Here is a 19954-nt window from a genome sequence, read left to right as displayed (position 1 = left end):
GAACAGCAACATGGCATTTGCAGGAAAAGTCGCGATCGTGACCGGCGGCGGTTCGGGAATCGGCGAGGCGATCTCGAAGGAGCTCGCCGCCAACGGCGTCCAGGTGGTCGTCTCCGACATCAACCTCGAGGGTGCGAAGCGAGTGGTCGCCGAGATCGAGGCAGCCGGCGGCACCGCCTCGCCGTTCGAGGCGAACACCGCCGTCGCAGAGGACAGCGTCCGCACGGTCGAGCACGCCGTTGCCACCTACGGCAAGCTCAACTACGCCGTGAACAACGCCGGAATCGGCGGCAAGGCGGCCCCCGCCGCTGACGTCGAGGTCGACGACTGGGACCGCGTCATCAACATCAACCTCAACGGAGTGCTATACGGGCTCCGCGCGCAGATCCCCGCGATCCTCGAGGCCGGCGCCGAAGAGGGAGCCATCGTCAACATGGCCTCCATCCACGGAACGGTCGCGGCGATCGGCAGCGGCGCCTACACGGCCTCCAAGCACGCGGTTGTCGGCATCACGAAGAACTCGGCTGCCGAGTACGGCCCCCAGGGGCTGCGGATCAACGCCGTCGGACCCGGGTACATCTCCACACCGCTGCTCGAGAAGCACCTCAGCGAGGAGCAGCTCGAAGCCCTCGTCGCGAAGCACCCGCTTGGGCGCCTCGGCAAGGCCGAAGAGGTCGCCAACCTCACCACCTACCTGCTCTCCGACAAGGCGAGCTTCATGACGGGCTCCTACGTGCTCGTCGACGGCGGCTACACGGCCGTCTAGCGACGGCCGGCCGGCTCAGCGCAGCCCGGCTCGCGTCCAAGGAATCAGCCAGATGCACGCTCCCGCCACCGGGAGCGCGCATCTGGCTGTTTTTTGCGCTTGGTGGGGTGGATTGCAGCAGGGCGCGATGCGGCAGGGGCCATGCGGCAGAGCGCAGGGGTGCGCTGCCAGGTGCCAGGCGGCGCGCCCGCCCGGCGCTAATTCTCCGCGAGGGCCTGGCGGATGCGCTTCAGCGAGACCGTCTCGGCCGTGCCGAGCTGCTGCGCGAAGAGGCTCACGCGGAACTCCTCGAGCATCCACCTCGCCTGGACGACGGACGCCGGGGCGGAGCGGTTCGCGGGGAACGTGCCGCCCGCCTCCGTGTACAGGGCCGTCGCCTGCTCCACCTGCATGAGGCCGGCCCGCTCGATGCTGGAGTGGCTGAGCACCCGCTCCAGGCGGTAGGTGAGCGCCCGCAGGTAGCGGGGGAGGTGCGCAAGCCGCGTGACGCCGGTCTTCGACACGAAGCCCGGGTAGACGAGCGCCTGCAGCTGCGAGCGGGCGTCGGAGAGCGACGGCAGCACCGAGATGTGGTTCGCCGCCTTGAGCGCCTTGTTGGCCTCGCGGAAGCGGTCGAGGATCTCGGAGACGAGCTTCGTCTGCGCGAACATGCGGTCGAGCAGGGTCGCGTTGAACGTCTCGCGCAGCTCATCGAACGCGGCCCGCGTGCGCACGGGGCCGCCGTGCTCCTGGCTGTACGCGGCAACCGCATCCTGGGCGAGGGCCGCGACGATGTCGCCGAAGAGCGCCGGCGTCGAGTGGTACGGGCTCGTCGCGAGGGCCAGCTTCTCCTTCGCCGTCAGGTGCTCCTGCACGTAGCTCGCAGGGGAGGGCACCGACGCGACGAGGAGGGCAGCGACGCCGATGGGATGCTCGCGCGCCTGGTCCTCTGGCGTCGTCACGAGGCGCAGGTCGATGCTTCCCTTGACGACGGCGAGCGACGGGTAGGCGCGGATCACGCCGTGCTTGCGCTTGATGTCGATGAGCTCGGGGATCTCGTCGAGCGGCCACTCGGTGAGCCCGTGCTGGTCGTAGCGGAGCTCCGCGGTCGACGCGCTCTGCGCGGGCACGGAACCGGCTTCGCGCACGCCGTTCCCGGGGCGGGTGGGCGCCGCGACCTGCTGCGTCGCGCGCAGCACCGACGCCTCCGACGCCTTCTTGAGCTTCTCCTGCAGCGCCCTGAGGTCCTCTCCCGTTCCGAGCTCGCGGCCGCGGTCGTCGAGCACTCGGAAGCGCACCCGAAGGTGCGAGGGGACGCGGCTCCAGTCGAACTCGCTCACGTCGAAGCGGATGCCCGCCTGCCGCTGCATGATCTGCCGCAGCGCGTCGTCGAAGTCCCCGGGAACCTCCTGGCCGAGGTCTGGCCTCGCCTCGCCGAGTTCGCCGAGGAGCTTGTCGGCCCAGTCCGCGGAGGGCACGAAGTTGCGTCGGGTGGCCTTCGGCAACGACTTCAGGAGCGCGATGACCAGCTCCCGGCGCATGCCGGGCACCTGCCAGTCGAAACCGCGGTCGTCGAGGCGCGACAGCAGGGGCAGCGGGATGTTGACCGTCACGCCGTCGTCGGGCGCACCCGGGTCGAAGCGGTACCGGAGGCGGAGGCGCTGGTCGCCCTGCTTCCACTCGGTGGGGAACCCGGCACCCTGCTCGTCGGGGTCGGCGTGCTCCGCGCCGAGCACATCCGCCCTCGTCATGGTGAGCAGCTGCGGGGTCTGCTGCTGCGCGCCCTGCCACCACTTCTCGAACGTGGACTGCGAGACGACATCCCTGGGGAGGCGCTCGTCGTAGAACTCGAAGACGGCGTCCTCGTCGTCGGTGTAGGCGCCGCGCGAACGGGTGCGCTCCTCCAGGTCGGCGAGGCTCTTGCGCAGCGCCCGGTTCTTGGAGTCGAAGCTGTGGCGCCCGTTCCAGTCGCCCTCCACGAGGGCGTGGCGGATGAACAGGTCGCGCGACCAGGCCGGGTCGATCTTCGAGAACTGCACGGTTCGTCCGCGGACGATGGGCACGCCATAGAGGGTCACCCGCTCGATGGCTACCGCGGAGCCCTGCTTCTTCTCCCAGTGCGGGTCGGAGTGGTTGCGCTTCGCGAGGGAGCCCGCGAGCACCTCGGCCCAGGCTGGGTCGATCTTCGCGACGGTGCGCGCGAAGAGGCGGCTCGTCTCGACGAGCTCGGCCGCCATGACGACATCCGGCTGCTTCTTCGCCTTCGCGAGCCCGGAACCGGGGAAGATCTGGAACCGGGTGCCGCGTGCTCCCGCGTAGTCGCGCTTCAGCTCGTCGCGGATGCCGATGTGGCTGAGAAGCCCGGCGAGCATGGAGCGGTGGATGGCGTCGGCGAGGGCGCCGGGCTCCTGCACCTGCCCGGCGGCTGGCCGCTGGACCTTCAAGCCGATGGGGCCGGCGAGCTGGCGGAGCTGACGGAACACGTCCTGCCACTCGCGGAAGCGGACGAAGTTGATGAACTCGTCGCGGCACTTGCGACGGAACGCGCTCGAGCCGAGCTCGTGGCTCTGCTCCTCGAGGTAGTTCCACAGGTTCACGAGCGTGAGGAAGTCGCTGGACGGGTCGCGGAACCGCGCGTGCAGCTCGTCGGCCTTCTGTCGTTTCTCGAGCGGACGCTCACGGATGTCCTGCACCGTCATGCCGGCGACGATGATGAGGATCTCGCGGCTCACGTCGTGCTGCTTCGACTCGATGACCATGCGGCCGAACCGGGGGTCGATGGGGAGGCGGGCGAGGCTGCGGCCCGTCTTCGTGAGGCGCAGCTGGCTGTCCTTCCCGTGGCTGGCCTTGCCGGGTTCCACGGCCCCGAGCTCGCTGAGGAGGTCGGTGCCGTCCTTGATGCCGCGCGCGTCCGGCGGCTGCAGGAACGGGAACTCGGAGAGGGCCCCGAGGCCCAGCTCGAGCATCTGCAGGAGCACGCTCGCGAGGTTCGTGCGGAGGATCTCGGGTTCGGTGAACTCGGGGCGGCGATCGAAGTCGGCCTCCGAGTAGAGGCGGATGGCGACGCCAGCGGAGGTGCGGCCGGCGCGGCCCGAACGCTGCTTCGCGGACGCCTGCGAGATGGCCTCGATCGGGAGGCGCTGCACCTTCGCTCGCGTCGAGTAGCGGGAGATGCGCGCCGTCCCCGTGTCGATGACGGCGACGATGCCCGGCACCGTGAGGCTCGTCTCTGCGACGTTCGTCGCGAGCACCACGCGGCGGCGCACCCCGGGCGGACGCTTCGACTCGAATACACGGTGCTGCTCCGCGGAGGAGAGGCGGCCGAAGAGCGGGAGGACCTCGGTCGACTCCGGGCGAGCGTCGCGCGCGACGTGGGCGCGGATCGCGTCCTGCGCGTCCCGGATCTCCTGCTCGCCGGACAGGAACACGAGCACGTCGCCGGGCAGGTCGCGATCGAGCTCGTCGAGCGCATCCACGATGCCCTCGAACATGTCGCGCTCCGGCGTCTGCGGGGCCGCGTCCTCGTCCTCCTCTCCGGGGAGCGGAGCGTCGGCGACGAGCGGCCGGTAGCGGACTTCGACGGGGAACGTGCGGCCGGAGACCTCGATCATCGGGGCGTCGTTGAAGTGCTTCGAGAACGACTCGGGGTCGATCGTCGCCGACGTGATGATGACCTTCAGGTCGGGCCGCTTCGGGAGGAGCGTCTTCAGGTAGCCGAGGAGGAAGTCGATGTTGAGGCTGCGCTCGTGCGCCTCGTCGATGATGATCGTGTCGTACTTGCGCAGCAGGCGGTCGCGGTGGATCTCGTTGAGGAGGATGCCGTCGGTCATGAGCTTCACGCGCGTCTCGGCCGACACCTCGTCGGTGAAGCGCACCTGGTAGCCGACGAGCCCGCCGATGTCGCCGCCGAGCTCATCCGCGATCCGCTCCGCGATCGTGCGCGCTGCGATGCGTCGGGGCTGCGTGTGCCCGATCATCTGCCTGCCGAGCTCGAGGCAGATCTTCGGCAGCTGCGTCGTCTTGCCCGACCCGGTCTCGCCCGCGACGATGACCACCTGGTTGGCGGCGATGGCGTCGCGGATCTCGTCCCGCATCTGGCTGACGGGCAGCTCCGGCGGGTAGGAGATCTCGAGGGGAGTCGTAGTCATGAGCATTACAGTCTATTGCCGTGTCCGGTCAGCGCGGAACCAGTTCCGCTTGCTAGAACAGAGGGATGACCGCATTGCAGATCCCCAACGTTTCCCTCAACGACGGCACCAGCATTCCCCAGCTCGGCTTCGGCGTCTTCAAGGTCGACCCGGCAGAGACCGAGCGCATCGTGTCCGACGCCCTCGAGGTCGGCTACCGCCACATCGACACCGCCAAGATCTACGGCAACGAGGAGGGCGTGGGCAGGGCCATCGCGAAGTCCGGCATCCCGCGCGACGAGCTCTACGTGACCACGAAGCTCTGGAACGACGAGCAGGGCCGCGACACGCCCCGCGCCGCGATCGACGCGAGCCTCGAGCGCCTCGGCCTCGAGAAGGCCGACCTCTACCTCATCCACTGGCCGACGCCGAAGCAGAACAAGTTCGTCGAGAGCTGGGAGGCGCTCGTCGAGCTGCAGCAGGCCGGCCTGACCACGTCGATCGGCGTGTGCAACTTCTTCGAGTCGCACCTGCGCGACATCATCTCGGCCACCGGCGTGAAGCCGGTCGTCAACCAGATTGAGCAGCACCCGATCTTCCAGCAGCCGGAGCTCGACGCCTACCTGCAGGCCGAAGACATCAAGACCGAAGCATGGGGACCGCTTGGTCAGGCCAAGTACCCGCTCTTCGAGCTGGAGCCCGTCAAGTCGGCAGCGGATGCACACGGCAAGACGCCCGCGCAGGTCGTCATCCGCTGGCACCTCCAGAAGGGCAACATCGTCTTCCCGAAGACCACGTCGCGTGAGCGCATGGTCGAGAACGCCCAGGTCTTCGACTTCGAGCTGTCGGGCGCCGAGTACGACGCCATCACGGCACTCGAGCGCGGCGAAGAAGGACGAGTCGCGGCGCACCCCAACGAAGTGAACTAGCTTCCAGCAGCTGCTGAGACGGCCGGTGCCACAAAGGGGGCGCCGGCCGTCTCGTCGTTGGCGCGGTCGTGCGGGCCGCAGAGGGGGTGCGAACACGGCGTGGGAGGGCCTGTCAAGCGAAGTCCTCACCCAGTTCGACGGCGATAGCGTCGGTGCATGAGTTCCTCCGCACCAACCCGTCGCACGCTCGAGCGCATCGCGCGGGACCGGTTCGGGTGGGAGTCGCTGCTCCCCGGTCAGGGCGACGCGATCCGCTCTGCGGCGGCTGGGCGCGACACGCTGCTCGTGCTCGCGACCGGTGGCGGGAAGTCAGCGGTCTACCAGGTCGCGGGTGCTGCGCGCGGCGGCCTCGTTCTCGTCGTCTCGCCGCTCATCGCCCTGCAGGCAGACCAGCGCGCATCGATCGAGGCCGCCCCGGATGCCCCCGACGTCGTCGCCATCAACTCGTCACGGGGCGCTGCCGCGGTGGCCCGAGCCTGGGATCGAATCGGCGCGGGCGGGTCGTTGTACGTGCTCCTCGCACCGGAGCAGCTCGCGAACGAGGACAACGTCGCCCGCCTCGCAGCGCAGGACGTGTCTCTGCTCGTCGTTGATGAAGCGCACTGCGTCTCCTCGTGGGGGCACGATTTCCGGCCCGACTACCTGAGGCTCGGCGACGTGCGATCGGCGCTCGGCGACCCGCCGGTGCTCGCGATGACCGCGACGGCCTCGAAGCCGGTGCGGGCCGACATCATCGAGCGGCTGCGGATGCAGGATCCGGACGTGCAGGTGCACGGCGTCGACCGACCCGAGATCCGACTGGCAGTCCAGCGCCATGAGAGCGAGGACGACAAGCGGGCCGCGATCGTCGACGAAGCGCGCAGCTGGACCGCCCCCGGTCTCGTCTACGTCGCCTCACGCAGGGAGACGGAGTCGTATGCGGCCCAGCTCGCCGCGGAAGGGCGGGAGGTTGCCGCGTACCACGCTGGCCTCAAGGTCGCAGAGCGCCGAGGTGTGCAGGACCGGTGGCGGGGCGGCGAACTCGACGTCGTCGTCGCGACGTCCGCGTTCGGCATGGGCATCGACCGGGGTGACGTGCGCTTCGTGCTGCACGCGGCGACGACGGAGTCGCTCGACGCCTACTACCAGGAGGTCGGCCGCGCGGGGCGGGACGGCGAGCCCGCGACGGCCGTGCTGCATTACCGCGTCGAGGACCTCGCGCTGCGGCGCTTCTTCGCGAAGCGCTCGGTGGACAAGGCCGGACTGCGCACCCTGTGGCGCGCCATCACGCGCACGCCAGGGGCGAGCATCCGGGACCTCGCCGAGGCCGTCGGCCAGCCCGCAAGAACGGTCTCGAGGCTCGTCAACCAGCTCGTGGATGCCGAACTGGTCGAGACGGCCGGGGGCGTGCATCCGCTGCGCAAGACTCGAGTCGATGTCGTGGTGAAGGCCGTCAAGGAGGCATCCGCCGCGCGGGAGCGAATCGCCGAGTCGCGACTGTCGATGATGCGCGCCTACGCGGAGGAGACGCAGTGCCGCCGGCGCGTGCTGCTCGACTACTTCGGGGTCGACGGTCCGGAATGGTGCGGGAACTGCGACGGCTGCGAGCGGCGCGAGGACACGTCGGACGCGCAGGCAGACAGCGTGCCGGCGGATGCGCCGCTCGCCATCGACGAGACCGTCGAGCACCGTGAGTGGGGAGCAGGCACGGTCATCAGCGTCGAAGAGGACCGGGCGACGATCTTCTTCGAGTCGGAGGGCTACAAGGTCGTCGCCCTCGCGGCGCTCGACTCGAACGTGCTGCGCCAGGTCGCGGACGTCAGCGCGTAGCCGACCGACGTGAGCTAGGTTCGTCGCATGCGCTTCCCGAGGGGCTTCCTGTGAGCGAGACCGCTCAGCGCTACGGTGCCTCCAGCGAGGGCCAAGAGCCTCTCGATGAGGCCGATGGCCCGCTGCGCGCGTGGTTCGCGGTCGCCGCCATCGTCGTGGTCAGCAACTTCCTGTTCTTCTACAGCGGAGGGCTCGCCTCGTTGGAGCTGATGGATTTCCTTCAGCGAGACCCGTCTTTTCCTTCGAATCCGTACCGGCAGGAAGCGCTGTCCATGGCGCTCGGTATGGGAGCCGTTGCGGCTGGGCTGATCGTGCTGTCCGTCTGGCTCGCCGCCGTCGTGGGCCGAGGATTCCGCGTGCCCGCGTGGCTTGCGCCGGGAGTCGTCGCGACCGCACTGGCACTGCACGCGGTCTCCTGGATCGTGGTCGCGATCGTCAACGGTCGTTGAGCTGGATCTCCTGCTTCTCCTGCGCCCACGGGATACGGAGGGACTTCGGATGGCTCGCTCAAGGAGGCGTCCTAGCCTCGCACGATGACGAATTCAAAGACTCGTTCACAGACTCGCAAATTCGCAGGGCTCAGCGGACTCGCCGCGGTCGGCGCGCTCGCGGGATCGCTCTTCGCCGCCACCCCCGCCAGCGCCGCCGGTTCGGCCTACTACGCCTTCGAGACGCAGGCGGCGTGCATGACGAAGTGGGGAGCCGTCGTCGGCGGTTCCGTTGGTACCGGATCGAACGTGTACATCGGGCCGAACGCCTGCTCGCAGGACACGACGGGCACGTTCGCAGGCATGTACCGCCTCTACGTCGCCTACCCGTAAGCGATTGTGGCGCGGCGCGGCTGTGCAGCGGGGCCGTGCAGCGCCGCTGCTGCACGGCGTGGTCGTGCCGCGCCGCGGCTACGCCAACCGGCCGGCGATCGAAGCGAGCTCGGCCACTGAACCGTCGGCGATGACACGGACATGCTCCGTGATCGCCTCGAGGGGCCAGTCCCACCAGGCGACCTCGAGGAGCGTCCGGACGTCGTCGTCATCGAAGCGGCGGCGGATGAGCGTCACCGGGTTGCCGCCCACGATGCCGTAGTCGGGCACATCCTTTGTCACGACGGATCCAGTGGAGATGATCGCCCCGTCGCCGATACGCACCCCCGGCATGATGGTGACGTCCCCGCCGATCCAGACGTCGTTGCCGACGACCGTGTCGCCGCGGCTCGGCAGGTCGCTGACGAGGTCGACGTGCTGCCCCCAGGCTCCGCCCATGATGGGGAACGGATACGTGGACGGCCCAGACATGCGGTGGTTGGCGCCGTTCATGATGAACCGCACGCCGGAGGCGATGGCGCAGAACTTCCCGATGACCAGACGCTCAGGCCCGTAGTGGTGCAGCACGTTGCGCGTCTCGAACGCCGAGGGGTCGTCGGGGTCGTCGTAGTAGGTGAAGTCTCCGACGCTGATGAGCGGGCTGGTGACGAGCGGCTTCAGGAGGATGACCCGCTCCTGACCGTCGATCGGATGCAGCGTGCTGGGGTCAGGGGCAGACGCGGGTTTATTCACCGAACCAGTGTAGAACCGCGCCATTCTGGGCCTGCGGTGCGCATCCCGAACCGCGCGGCCATGGAATAGCTATCGCGGCAGCCTCGTTGCACCCCTGATGACCTCGAACTCGAACAGCACCACCAACGCACCGAGGACCGCGCTTGTTGTGGGCGCCTCCGGCATCACCGGCTCCGCCCTCGTCGATCGCCTGAGCCAGGACGGATGGGAGGTGCTCGCTCTCTCCCGCCGCGCCGTGACGAGCGGCACCGTGCGGGGCATCGCCGCCGACCTCCGCGACCCGGCGAGCCTGCGCGCTGCGCTCGCGGACGAGCGCCCCACGCACGTGTTCTTCACCGCGTGGCAGCGACAGGCGACGGAGGCGGAGAACATCGCCGTGAACGGCGCCATGGTCCGTGACCTGCTCGCGGCGCTCGACCACGCCCCCGTGGAGCACGCCGCCCTGGTCACCGGACTCAAGCACTACCTGGGCCCATTCGAGGCCTACGCCGCGGGCGAGATGCCCGACACCCCGTTCCGTGAGGAATCCCAGCGGCTCGACACCCCGAACTTCTACTACGCGCAAGAGGACGAGCTCTTCGCAGCAGCAGCAGCCCGCCAGCAGTTCACGTGGTCGGTGCATCGGTCGCACACTGTCATCGGGCATGCCGTCGGCAACGCCATGAACATGGGCCTGACGATCGCCGTGCAGGCCACGATCGCGAAGCACCTCGGCGTGCCCTTCGTGTTCCCCGGCAGTGCGGCGCAGTGGAACGGCCTCACCGACATGACCGACGCGGGGGTCCTCGCCGAGCAGATGGTGTGGGCGTCGACGGAGCCAGCTGGCCGCAACGAGGCCTTCAACATCGTCAACGGGGACATCTTCCGTTGGCGGTGGATGTGGCCTCGCCTCGCCGAGATGCTCGGCGTCCCCGCCGAGCAGGTCGTCGGGTTCGACGGGCAGGCGCGCCCCCTCGAGGAGCAGATGGCGCAGCTCGAGCAGCACTGGCCGGCCATCGCCGCCGAGCACGACCTCGTCGAGTCGGACATCTCGCGGCTCGCATCCTGGTGGCACACCGACGCCGACCTCGGACGCGAGATGGAGGTCGTCACCGACATGGGCAAGAGCCGCGCCGCCGGTTTCCTCAGCTTCCGCCGAACCGACCAGGCCTTCGCCGACCTCTTCGCGCGCTACCGCGCCGACCGCCTCATCCCCTGAGCGCATTCCCTGGCCGCCTCCCGGCTGAGCGCGCTCCCGGCTGAGCGCGCTCCCGGCTGAGCGCCTCCCGGCTGAGCGCGCTCCCGGCTGAGCGCCTCCCGGCTGAGCGCGCTCGGCAGATGGGCCAGGTAGGTCGCTTTCACCCCTCCAGATGTCTCCGCCTGGGCTACTTGGGTCACTTTCGCCCTGCCGACGGCTCCGCCTGGGCTACTTGGGTCACTTTCGCCCCTGCCGACGGCTCCGCCTGGGTCATTTGGGTCAGTTTCACCCTTCCAGACGGCTCCGAACGGGGTGAAAGTGGCCCAAGTGGGCCTCTGCGCTGCGCGCTACCGGGTTACCGCGCTACCGGGACAGCGCCGCACGCAACCGCGCGAGGAAGGCGGCGGCGTCGGGGAACAGGTCAGCGTGGGTGACGCGGATGACGCGCCATCCGGCCGCGATCAGCGCCTCCGTGCGGGTTATGTCGCGCCGGAACTGCGCGGGGCTCAGGTGCACTTCGCCCTCGTACTCCACGACGACGCGCTGGGCTCGGAAGACGAGGTCGCCTCGTGCCAGGAAGCGTCCGCCCGCGTGGATATCGGCGTTGACGGCGGGTTCCTCGATGCCCGCGTCCACGATGAGGCAGCGAAGCCAGCTCTCCGGTGGCGAGGCAACGTGCTCCCGAAGGCGCGGCAGGGCGCCGCGCAGCACCGAGCAGCCACGGAGTCGGCCCCAACGCTCTACGGCGTCCTCCAAGCAGGTGAGCTGGGTCAGCGAGCCGGACGAAACCCGCCCCGGGTAGCGGTCGAAGTCGCTGATCATCGCGTCGCCGACCGTGATCAGCTCCGTCTCGCTGAACGAACTCCCGAGCAGAGCGAAGAGCAGCGGCGCGGGAACGACCCGGACCCCCTCGATGAGGTCCGCCTCCCAGAGGTCATCCCGGATGCGCCGCGCACGGACCCCCGACGCTCGCGGTCTCGAAGTCGACTGCCTGGCAAGCACGTCGACGGTGTCGGAGCGATGGCGCCGCGGTACCGGCAGCCCGTAGACCCGCAGCACGGAGCGCCCGCTCAGCGCCTGGCCACCGCGAAGTCGCGGCCCGAAGCGGAGGACCTGCTCCCTGCTGGTGAGTGCGGGTTCCGTCGCTCGCACTCCGCGGTAGGGCCGAGCGAGGCTCTGACGGGCGAGGGCTTTCTTGGTGAGACCCGCGGCGTTCCCCTCCGCGATCCCGAACGCGCGGTCTCTGAGCTCCTCGGGGATCGGGATGCGCGCGGCCATGCCGGAAACCTACGTATGTCGGCGTCGTCGCGCTGAAGTTCTCCACAGCCCGCCGCCCCCAGCCCACCGTCCCACCGCCCGACGCCTCCGCAGACGGCCGCTTCCGTTTCCGTTTTTGGCGTCGGGCCCCTCGTGAAGAGGTCACTTTGAGCCCATGTTGCGCGGTCTGTTGGGGGGAAAGTGACCCATTTGGCGTGGGGTCGTGTGTGCGGGGATGCGCGCGCGCATGCGGGAAGTCCATGCACGTCGGCGTCCCGGCGTCGCGGCGCCTCTTCAGGAGGTCACTTTGAGCCCATGTTGCGCGGCTCGATGGGGGCAAAGTGACCCATTTGGCGTGGGGTCGTGTGTGCGGGGATGCGCGCGCGCATGCGGGAAGTCCATGCACGTCGGCGTCCCGGCGTCGCCGTGTCGCGGAGTCGCGGCGCCTCGTGAGGAGGTCACTTTGGGCCCGTGTGGCGCGGCCCGATGGGACGAAAGTGGCCCATTCGGCGCGGGGGCGCGTGCGGGGGATGCGCGCGGCCATGCCGGGAACCTGCGCAGGTCGGCGTCGCCGCGCCTGAAGAGGTCACTTTGGGCCCGTGCTGCGCGGTTCGATGGGGGCAAAGTGACCCATCCGGCACGGGGGTCGCGGATGCGGGGCGCGCGGGGCGCCGGCCGCCGCGCGCCTACCGCCAGCTGGGCAGCCAGTGCGTGAGCGACCAGTAGGAGGTGGAGATCATCTGGCCGGTCCACACGGGCCAGAAGAGCACGGAGACGAGCGCCATGATCACGAGCAGCACCCCGACCGCGGAGACGCCGATGGTCCTGGAGGGGCGCGGGGTCTCGCGGTCGCCGGCGATGGTCTGGATGACCACGAGGGAGGCGAGGATCATGAACGGCAGGAACGCGATCGCGTAGAAGTGGAAGACGGCCTGGCGCTCGAGGTACGCGAGCCACGGGAAGTAGCCGGCCCCGTAGCCGACGAGGATCGCGAAGTACTGCCATTTCGGGCGCAGGAAGCACATGATGATGAGGAACAGGATCGACACGGTGCCGAACCAGAAGATGATGGGGTTCGAGATCGACGTGATCGCCTCGACGCACTGTCCGACGTCGCAGGATGAGCCGTCGCCCGCCTCCGAGTAGACGTAGCTGAACGCGGTGGGGCGGATGAGGAACGGCCACTCCTGCGGCCCAGACTGGTAGGGATGCTCGGCGCTGAGTCCGCGGTGGAAGTTGTACGCCTCGACCTGGTAGTGCCAGAGGCTCTGCAGGGGCAGCGGCACCCACGAGAGCAGTCCGGTCCACGCGTTGCCGGCTTCCTCGGCCCAGCCGCGGTAGAAGCCGCCCGTGGTGGTGAGCCAGCGGGTCCAGGTCGCGAGGTAGGTGAGGGCTGCGAGCGGCACGGTCAGGAGGAACGACACGGGGCCCTGCATGAGGATCGCGGCGGATCCCCAGAAGGTCACGCCGAGCCGCTTCCGCTCGACCATGTCGATAACGAGCGTGTAGACGCAGAACGCGGCGAGGAAGTAGAGGCCTGACCACTTCACGGCCGACGCGGCGCCGAGGGTGACGGCCGCCGCCATGAGCCAGGGCCGCCACCAGAGGCGGGGCCCCCAGTCGGGTCCGACGGGCTTCACGTCGGGCGCTCGCGAGGTGGTCGTGGCCTTCGTCGGAATCGGGTCGCCGTCGAGGCCCTCCTCCGCGCGCCAGGCCATGATCTTCGTGCGCAGCTTGCGCTGCTGGTCCTCGCGGTCGAGGAGCACGAAGAGGAAGGCGAGCAGCACGAAGAACATGAGGATGCCGTCGAGGATCCCGACGCGCGACATGACGATCGCGTGCCCGTCGATGGCGAGCATCCCGGCGCCGATCGTGGCGAGCACGGGCGAGCGGAACAGCTTCTTGGCGATGACCCAGAGGAGCGGCACGGCGAGGGTGCCGAGCAGGGCGACGGCGAATCGCCAGCCGAAGGGGTTGTCGGCACCGAACACGAGCATTCCGAGCCCGATGAGGTACTTCCCGAGGGGCGGATGCACGACGTACGACGGGTCGGTCGTATACCCGTTCGGGTCTCCTGCATTGAACGCGTCGTTCGGGTTCTCGGGCCACTCTGCCTCGTAGCCGAGGTTGAGGAGGGTCCACGCGTCTTTCACGTAGAACGTCTCGTCGAAGATCAGGAAGTGCGCGCCGCCGAGGTTCCAGAACCGGAGGACGGCGGCGAGGAGGGTGACGACGCCGAGGAGGATCCACTCGGTGCGCACTCGCAGCCTGGGGGTGCTCGTGACTCGCGCCCACAGGTCGTCGAACACCGAGCCGCGCGCCACCGGGGCCACCGGCACCTTCGCCGCCGGCGCGGCAGGGGCAGCGGATGCGGTCACCGTGCCGCTCGTCGCCGTCGCGGGGGCCGTCGTCGGGGACGACTCGGCCGCCTCGTCTGGTGTTCCCGTGTCTGCTTGCTCGCTCACCCAAGCAATCGTAGGGGGCCGCGGGGCGAGCGCGTGGGAGGATCGCAGCCATGATCATCCTGGCCGGCACCCCCATCGGGAACCTCGGCGACGCTTCGGCGCGCCTCATCGACACGTTCAAGAACGCCACCCTCGTGGCGTGCGAGGACACCCGTTCGACGGCGAAGCTGCTCGGGATGCTGGGCGTCGAGAACCGCCCGCGGCTCGTCGCGCTCCACGAGCACAACGAGGACGAGCTCGCGAAGACCATCGTCGAGCAGGCTCGCGAGGCCGATGTGGTGCTCGTCAGCGACGCCGGCATGCCGGGAATCTCCGACCCGGGCTACCCGATCGTGGCGCTCGCGGCGAAGGAGGGGGTGACGGTGACGAGCGTGCCGGGGCCGAGCGCCGTCATCACGGCGCTCGCGATCTCGGGGCTGCCGACCGACCGCTTCACATTCGACGGCTTCCTGCCTCGCAAGGCGGGGGAGCGGGAGACGTTCCTGCGCTCGCTCTCGAGTGAGCCGCGCACGGTGGTCCTGTTCGAGTCGCCGCACCGCCTGGCGCGCACGCTCGCCGACATGGCCGCGATCTGGCCGGCCGATCGTCGCATCGCCGTCTGCCGGGAGCTGACGAAGCTCTACGAGGAGGTCAGGCGGGGGACCGCGGCTGAGCTGGTTCCGTGGGCGGAGGAAGGGGTGCGCGGCGAGATCGTGATCGTCGTGGAGGGTGCGGCCCCCGCAGTCGTCGACGAGGCTGGGGCCCAGGCGATGGTCGCGGAGCTCGTAGCGGGCGGGATGCGCCTGAAGGACGCGGCCGCGCAGGTCGCCTCCGAGACAGGCATGAGCAAGCGAGACCTCTACCAGGGCCAGCTCGCGAAATAGTGGGCCAGGGGTGGCGCTCAGGGGCACCTCGCGTCGTAACAGTGCTCGGCCGACAATAGGATGATCCCCATGGCTTCCGGCGAATCGTTCTACATCACGACACCGATCTTCTACGTCAACGACGTCCCCCACATCGGTCACGCGTACACGGAGGTCGCCGTCGACGCGCTCGCCAGGTGGCACCGTCAGCGTGGCGACACCACGTGGCTGCTCACGGGCACCGATGAGCACGGTCAGAAGATCATGCGCTCGGCGCTCGCGAACAACGTCACTCCGCAGGCGTGGGCCGACAAGCTCGTCAACGAGGCGTGGAAGCCCATGCTCGAGACGCTCAACATCTCGAACGACGACTTCATCCGCACGACGGACGAGCGCCACGAGACTCGCGTGCAGCGCTTCCTGCAGAAGCTCAACGACGCCGGCTTCATCTACGACGCCGAGTTCGAGGCGCTCTACTGCGTGGGCTGCGAGGAGTTCAAGCCGGAGTCCGAGATCGTCGCCGGCACCGGCCAGTACGAGGGCGAGAAGGTCTGCGCCATCCACTCGAAGCCGCTCGAGCTGCTGCAGGAGCAGAACTACTTCTTCAAGCTCAGCGAGTTCCAGGACCGCCTGCTGGCGCTCTACGAGGAGAACCCGGAGTTCATCCAGCCGTCGTCGGCGCGCAACGAGGTCATCTCGTTCGTGCGCTCGGGACTCCGCGACCTGTCGATCTCGCGCACCACGTTCGACTGGGGCGTGAAGGTGCCGTGGGACGAGTCGCACGTCGTCTACGTGTGGTTCGACGCGCTCCTCAACTACATCACGGCCATCGGCTACGGCGACGACGAGTCGGAGCTCGAGAAGTTCTGGCCGGCGCACCACATCGTCGGCAAGGACATCCTGCGCTTCCACGCCGTCATCTGGCCGGCGATGCTCATGGCCGCCGGCCTGCAGGTTCCGGCCGGCATCTTCGCTCACGGCTGGCTGCTCGTGGGCGGCGAGAAGATGTCGAAGTCGAAGCTGACGGGCATCGCGCCGACGGAGATCACCGATGTCTTCGGCTCCGACGCGTTCCGCTACTACTTCCTGCGCGCCATCCACTTCGGGCAGGACGGCTCGTTCTCGTGGGAGGACCTGTCGGCTCGCTACCAGGCTGAGCTCGCGAACGGGTTCGGGAACCTCGCGTCGCGGGTCATCGCGATGGTGAACAAGTACTTCGACGGGGTCGTCCCGGAGCAGTCCACGATGCTGGAGTCGGAGCAGGTCATCATCGACCTCGCGACCGAGGTCGCGGCGAAGGCCGACGAGGCGATGCTGGCGTTCGACATCGATGGCGCTCTCGCGCACATCTGGCGGCTGGTGGATGCGCTCAACGGGTACATCACGGAGCAGGAGCCGTGGGCGCTCTCCAAGCAGGGCGATGAGGGCCGTGCGCGCCTCGCCGCGGTGCTGGAGGTCACGACCCGCTGCCTCGGCCACCTGGCCGTGCTGCTCAACCCGTTCGTCCCGATCGCGGCCGAGAAGCTGTGGTTCGCGATCGGCGGCAACGGCGAGCTCGCCTCGACCCGCATCGACAACGCCTACGCGCTTGTTGGCTCGCGGCCGCTGAGCGAGCTGCCGCCGCTCTTCCCGCGCATCGAGCAGGAAGTCCAGCGCTAGCGGTGACCGAATCCCAGCACGACGCCGGGGCCCAGGACGCCGGGGCGCCGGGTGACGCCGAGAGGCTGCGCCGCCGCTCTGCGACCAGCGAGTCCGGGCACACGCGCATCCTGGCGTACCCGCCGTATCCCGAGGCGCTTGCCGTGCCCTGCTACGACAACCACACGCACCTCGAGATCGAGGATGGTGAGGAGGACGAGCGCTTGACGCTCGACGAGCACCTCGCCGCCGCAGTCGCAGCTGGCGTCAAGGGGGTCGTGCAGGTCGGCAACGACGTGCCGTCGAGCCGGTGGTCGGCGCGCGTCGCGGCGACGCACGAGCGCGTGCTGGCGGCGGTCGCGCTGCACCCGAACGTCGTGCCGGAGCTCGCCGCTGCTGGCACTCTGGAGGACGCGATCGTCGAGATCGACCGCCTCGCGGCCGAGCCGCGGGTCCGGGCCATCGGGGAGACGGGGCTCGACTACTTCCGCACGCCGGAGAAGGCCGACCAGCTGCTGCAGGTCGAGGCGTTCGAGCGGCACATCGGGCTCGCGAAGAAGCACGGCCTCGCCATGCAGATCCACGACCGGGATGCGCACGACGACGTCATCTCGACCCTCAAGCGGGTCGGTGCGCCTGAGCGCACGGTCTTCCACTGCTTCTCCGGCGACGCGGACATGGCGCGCATCGCGGCGGCGGAGGGCTGGTACCTCTCGTTCGCGGGCACGGTCACGTTCAAGAACGCCGCGTCCCTGCGGGAGGCGCTGTCGGTGACGCCGATCGAGCGCATCCTCGTGGAGACGGATGCTCCGTTCCTCACGCCGGTGCCCTTCCGTGGCCGCCCCAACGCGCCGTACCTCATCCCGGTCACGCTGCGGGCGATGGCCGAGCACCTGGGGATCGCGGTGGATGACCTGAGCGCCCAGGTCGCCTCGAACACCGAGGCCGTCTACGGCAGCTGGCACCAGGCACCAGGCCAAGGCGCCCTCGCCGGTGACCTCACCTCCGACGAGAGAGAGACCGCATGAGCGTCAGCCTGCTCGGCGCCAACGAGATCCGCGAGCTCGCGGCCGAGCTCGATGTGACGCCCACGAAGAAGCTCGGACAGAACTTCGTGCACGACCCGGGAACGGTGCGGCGCATCGTGCAGACCGCCAAGGTCCGCTCGGGGGAGCACATCCTCGAGGTGGGGCCCGGCCTCGGCTCGCTCACGCTCGGTCTCCTCGAGACGGGCGCGAGTGTCACGGCCATCGAGATCGACGAGCGCCTCGCCGCCCGCCTGCCGCAGACGGTGGAGGAGCACGCGGCTGGCGCGCATCTCGACGTGATCGTCTCCGACGCCCTGCAGGTTCAGGAGGTGCCGGGCGAGCCGGTCGCGCTCGTCGCGAACCTTCCGTACAACGTGTCGGTGCCCGTGCTGCTGCACCTCCTCGAGCGGTTGCCGTCGCTGCAGCGCGGGGTGGTCATGGTGCAGGCCGAGGTGGGGGAGCGCATCGTCGCCGGACCCGGATCGAAGGTGTACGGCTCGCCGAGCGTGAAGGCCGCCTGGTACGGCACGTGGTCGAGTGCGGGCCTCGTGGGCCGCAAGGTGTTCTGGCCGGTGCCGAACGTCGACTCCATCCTCATCTCGTACACGGAACGTGCTGAGCCGCGCGGCTCGGAGGAGCTGCGTCGCAAGGTGTTCCGCATCGTGGATGCCGCGTTCGGTCAGCGCCGCAAGATGCTGCGCCAGGCGCTGTCGCCGTTGCTCGGCGAGAACGCGGCTGCGACCTCGCTTGTGCTCGAGGCATCTGGCATCGACCCCACCGCCCGCGGCGAGACGGTCGGCATCGACGACTACGTGCGGCTCGCGGAGGCCTGGACTCCCGAAGACTGAGCTCGGCGAGGGGCACCCGGGCCCTCGTGACTCCATCGGATCAGGGAACGCCGGGAACGGATGGGGACGCCTGGGAATGCGGCGCGCATCGTCGAGCCGACTGGGGCAGACTAGCTTCGGGCACCACAACGAGGTCGGTGCTCGCGCAGCGCGGCGAGGGAGCGGTCATGGGCGACACATCTGCAGCCCCTCGCGAGCCTCAGGCGTCTTCGCGTCGTGCGCGCACCATCACGATCGTCGCCATCGTGACCGTCCTGATCCTCGCCGCCGGCTGGGTCGTCCTCGCGTTCACGGACGAGTCCGACACCTCGCCGACGGATGCGGTGAGCGAGTCGACGCTGCCCGGCTACCCCACGCGGGGTCCCCGAGCCGACCTCGACGACCAGCGTGCGCTTGTGGCCGCCGCCGACCTCTGGCGGGAGGGCGGCGCGGACGACGTGACCGACAGCGCCGACGTGACGGGCGGGAGTGACGGCATCGAGATCCCGGACGGGCAGGTGATCGAGCTGCTCTGGGCCGGCGATGTCGACTCTCTTGCGCTCGGTTCGGTGCCGGGGCTCCGCAGCTCGTTCTCGGCGCGGCTCGTGATCCTCCGCTCCGACAACGCCGTCGCGGCCCTTGCGCGTCCGCTCGACGGTGCCGGCAGCGACGACGCAACGGCGTTCACGATGCTCGGGGCCTCCTCCATCACGACGAGCCGCTACGAGCGCGGGTTCACGGTCGCGCGGGGCGTGCTGCTCTTCCATGAGCGTATGCAGCGCGGCATGTCGCTCGAGACGGCGACCTTCTCCACCGAGACGGCACCCGCGCTGAGCGAGACGCCGACCTCCGACGGGCTCCTCCTCCTGTCGGCGCGTGCGCTGCTGCGCATCCCGGACGCGGGAGGCACGGCTGCGGCGGACGTCTACGCGGGGTTCGCCTACGTGCATCCCAGCTCGGGGCTGACGATGCTGCAGACCGAGGACGCCGACCGGGACTGGAGCGCGGTCACCGATCCCAAGCGCGGCAACTCGCGCTTCGCGGCGCTCTCGCGGGGCATCATCACGGCACGAGATGAGCAGCACGGGTACCGGCTGCGGGCGTCCATCCTCGACGATCAGCCGCTGCCATCCGGTGAATCGCTCGCGCTCGCCGCGGTCTCCCATCTCGAGAGCCAGGGCCGCGGGTCCGGGGTCCTCTGGGCGGCGGTCATCGCCGTGCGCGGCGACGAGGACCCGGTCGTGCTCGGGGCGGGGGACGTCGCGAGACCGGTGAACGGCGCACCGCAGCTGCCCGTGATCGCGGCCAGGTGGCTCCGAGATGACGGTGTGGATGTGCTCGTCGTCGCGGGCACCCGCGAGATCACCTCGTTCGACATCGCCGCGTCCGGCGGCACGACCAGCTTCGCCGGTTCTGGCGGTTTCGTCGACCGCTCGCGCCTCGCCCTGACCTGGGAGGACGAGGCCGGGAACGCGGTGAGCCGACCGGCGCTCGTGGTCATCGGGATGTCGGGCGCCGGGCCGGTGCCGTCGCTCGAGCCGGTCAGCTGAACGGTGA

The 19954-nt window shown here is 69.4% G+C and carries 15 protein-coding genes; 11 read left to right on the top strand and 4 right to left on the bottom strand.

The genetic code is table 11. The features are described 5' to 3' along the window. Positions 1-10 precede the first annotated feature (10 nt). Entirely contained in the window at positions 11-766 is a 756-nt protein-coding gene (locus C5B99_RS10830; RefSeq protein ID WP_104241755.1) for an SDR family NAD(P)-dependent oxidoreductase, read from the top strand. A 197-nt stretch (positions 767-963) separates the two neighbouring features. Here C5B99_RS10830 and hrpA read toward each other — a convergent pair whose 3' ends face one another. Next, positions 964-4893: an ATP-dependent RNA helicase HrpA gene (gene hrpA / locus C5B99_RS10825; RefSeq protein WP_104242153.1), complete on the bottom strand. Its 3930-nt coding sequence runs from the start codon at positions 4891-4893 to the stop codon at positions 964-966. A gap of 65 nt (positions 4894-4958) precedes the next feature. Here hrpA and C5B99_RS10820 point away from each other — a divergent pair, with 65 nt between their 5' ends. The 4 genes from C5B99_RS10820 to C5B99_RS10805 all read left to right on the top strand — a co-directional run bounded on the left by C5B99_RS10820 (position 4959) and on the right by C5B99_RS10805 (position 8431). Next, positions 4959-5801 (top strand): aldo/keto reductase, encoded by an 843-nt coding sequence (locus tag C5B99_RS10820; protein WP_104241753.1) that lies wholly within the window; start codon positions 4959-4961, stop codon positions 5799-5801. 156 nt (positions 5802-5957) lie between these two features. Further along, a complete protein-coding gene (locus tag C5B99_RS10815; RefSeq protein ID WP_104241751.1) occupies positions 5958-7610 on the top strand; it encodes a RecQ family ATP-dependent DNA helicase in 1653 nt (550 codons plus the stop codon). A gap of 50 nt (positions 7611-7660) precedes the next feature. Continuing rightward, positions 7661-8059 (top strand): hypothetical protein, encoded by a 399-nt coding sequence (locus C5B99_RS10810; protein ID WP_104241749.1) that lies wholly within the window; start codon positions 7661-7663, stop codon positions 8057-8059. 84 nt (positions 8060-8143) lie between these two features. Then, the gene (locus C5B99_RS10805) at positions 8144-8431 is read left to right on the top strand and encodes a hypothetical protein (RefSeq protein ID WP_104241747.1); all 288 of its coding nucleotides are present in this window, start codon (positions 8144-8146) and stop codon (positions 8429-8431) included. 78 nt (positions 8432-8509) lie between these two features. Here C5B99_RS10805 and C5B99_RS10800 read toward each other — a convergent pair whose 3' ends face one another. Further along, positions 8510-9163 carry a CatB-related O-acetyltransferase gene (locus C5B99_RS10800; RefSeq protein ID WP_258063148.1) on the bottom strand — a complete coding sequence of 218 codons (654 nt, stop codon included), beginning with the start codon at positions 9161-9163 and terminating at the stop codon, positions 8510-8512. A gap of 97 nt (positions 9164-9260) precedes the next feature. Between C5B99_RS10800 and C5B99_RS10795 the strand changes: the two genes are divergently transcribed. After that, positions 9261-10361 (top strand): SDR family oxidoreductase, encoded by a 1101-nt coding sequence (locus tag C5B99_RS10795; RefSeq protein WP_104241743.1) that lies wholly within the window; start codon positions 9261-9263, stop codon positions 10359-10361. Between the two features lie 342 nt (positions 10362-10703). On the opposite strand, the gene C5B99_RS10790 is transcribed toward C5B99_RS10795, so the two are convergent. Next, positions 10704-11618, bottom strand: coding sequence for an endonuclease domain-containing protein (locus C5B99_RS10790; RefSeq protein WP_104241741.1), 915 nt, complete (start codon positions 11616-11618; stop codon positions 10704-10706). A 665-nt stretch (positions 11619-12283) separates the two neighbouring features. Continuing rightward, on the bottom strand, positions 12284-14062 hold the full coding sequence (locus C5B99_RS10785; protein WP_258063147.1) for a dolichyl-phosphate-mannose--protein mannosyltransferase: 1779 nt from the start codon (positions 14060-14062) through the stop codon (positions 12284-12286). 50 nt (positions 14063-14112) lie between these two features. On the opposite strand from C5B99_RS10785, the gene rsmI reads away from it, so the two are divergent. The 5 genes from rsmI (at position 14113) to C5B99_RS10760 (ending at position 19947) form a co-directional block, all read left to right on the top strand. Next, positions 14113-14925 carry a 16S rRNA (cytidine(1402)-2'-O)-methyltransferase gene (gene rsmI / locus C5B99_RS10780; protein ID WP_104241739.1) on the top strand — a complete coding sequence of 271 codons (813 nt, stop codon included), beginning with the start codon at positions 14113-14115 and terminating at the stop codon, positions 14923-14925. A 69-nt stretch (positions 14926-14994) separates the two neighbouring features. Further along, positions 14995-16563: a methionine--tRNA ligase gene (gene metG, locus C5B99_RS10775; RefSeq protein WP_104241737.1), complete on the top strand. Its 1569-nt coding sequence runs from the start codon at positions 14995-14997 to the stop codon at positions 16561-16563. Between the two features lie 2 nt (positions 16564-16565). Then, positions 16566-17570 carry a TatD family hydrolase gene (locus tag C5B99_RS10770; protein WP_374953465.1) on the top strand — a complete coding sequence of 335 codons (1005 nt, stop codon included), beginning with the start codon at positions 16566-16568 and terminating at the stop codon, positions 17568-17570. After that, positions 17567-18418 (top strand): 16S rRNA (adenine(1518)-N(6)/adenine(1519)-N(6))-dimethyltransferase RsmA, encoded by an 852-nt coding sequence (rsmA, locus tag C5B99_RS10765; RefSeq protein ID WP_104241735.1) that lies wholly within the window; start codon positions 17567-17569, stop codon positions 18416-18418. The genes C5B99_RS10770 and rsmA overlap by 4 nt, the downstream gene beginning before the upstream one ends. A 167-nt stretch (positions 18419-18585) precedes the next feature. Next, a complete protein-coding gene (locus tag C5B99_RS10760) occupies positions 18586-19947 on the top strand; it encodes a hypothetical protein (RefSeq protein WP_146081985.1) in 1362 nt (453 codons plus the stop codon). The last annotated feature ends 7 nt before the right edge of the window (positions 19948-19954 follow it).

This window comes from Pseudoclavibacter sp. Z016 (genome assembly GCF_002931215.1).
Lineage (GTDB): Bacteria > Actinomycetota > Actinomycetes > Actinomycetales > Microbacteriaceae > Pseudoclavibacter.
The sequence above is the reverse complement of the archived record's forward strand: the minus strand, read 5'-3'. Positions and strand labels throughout refer to the sequence as shown.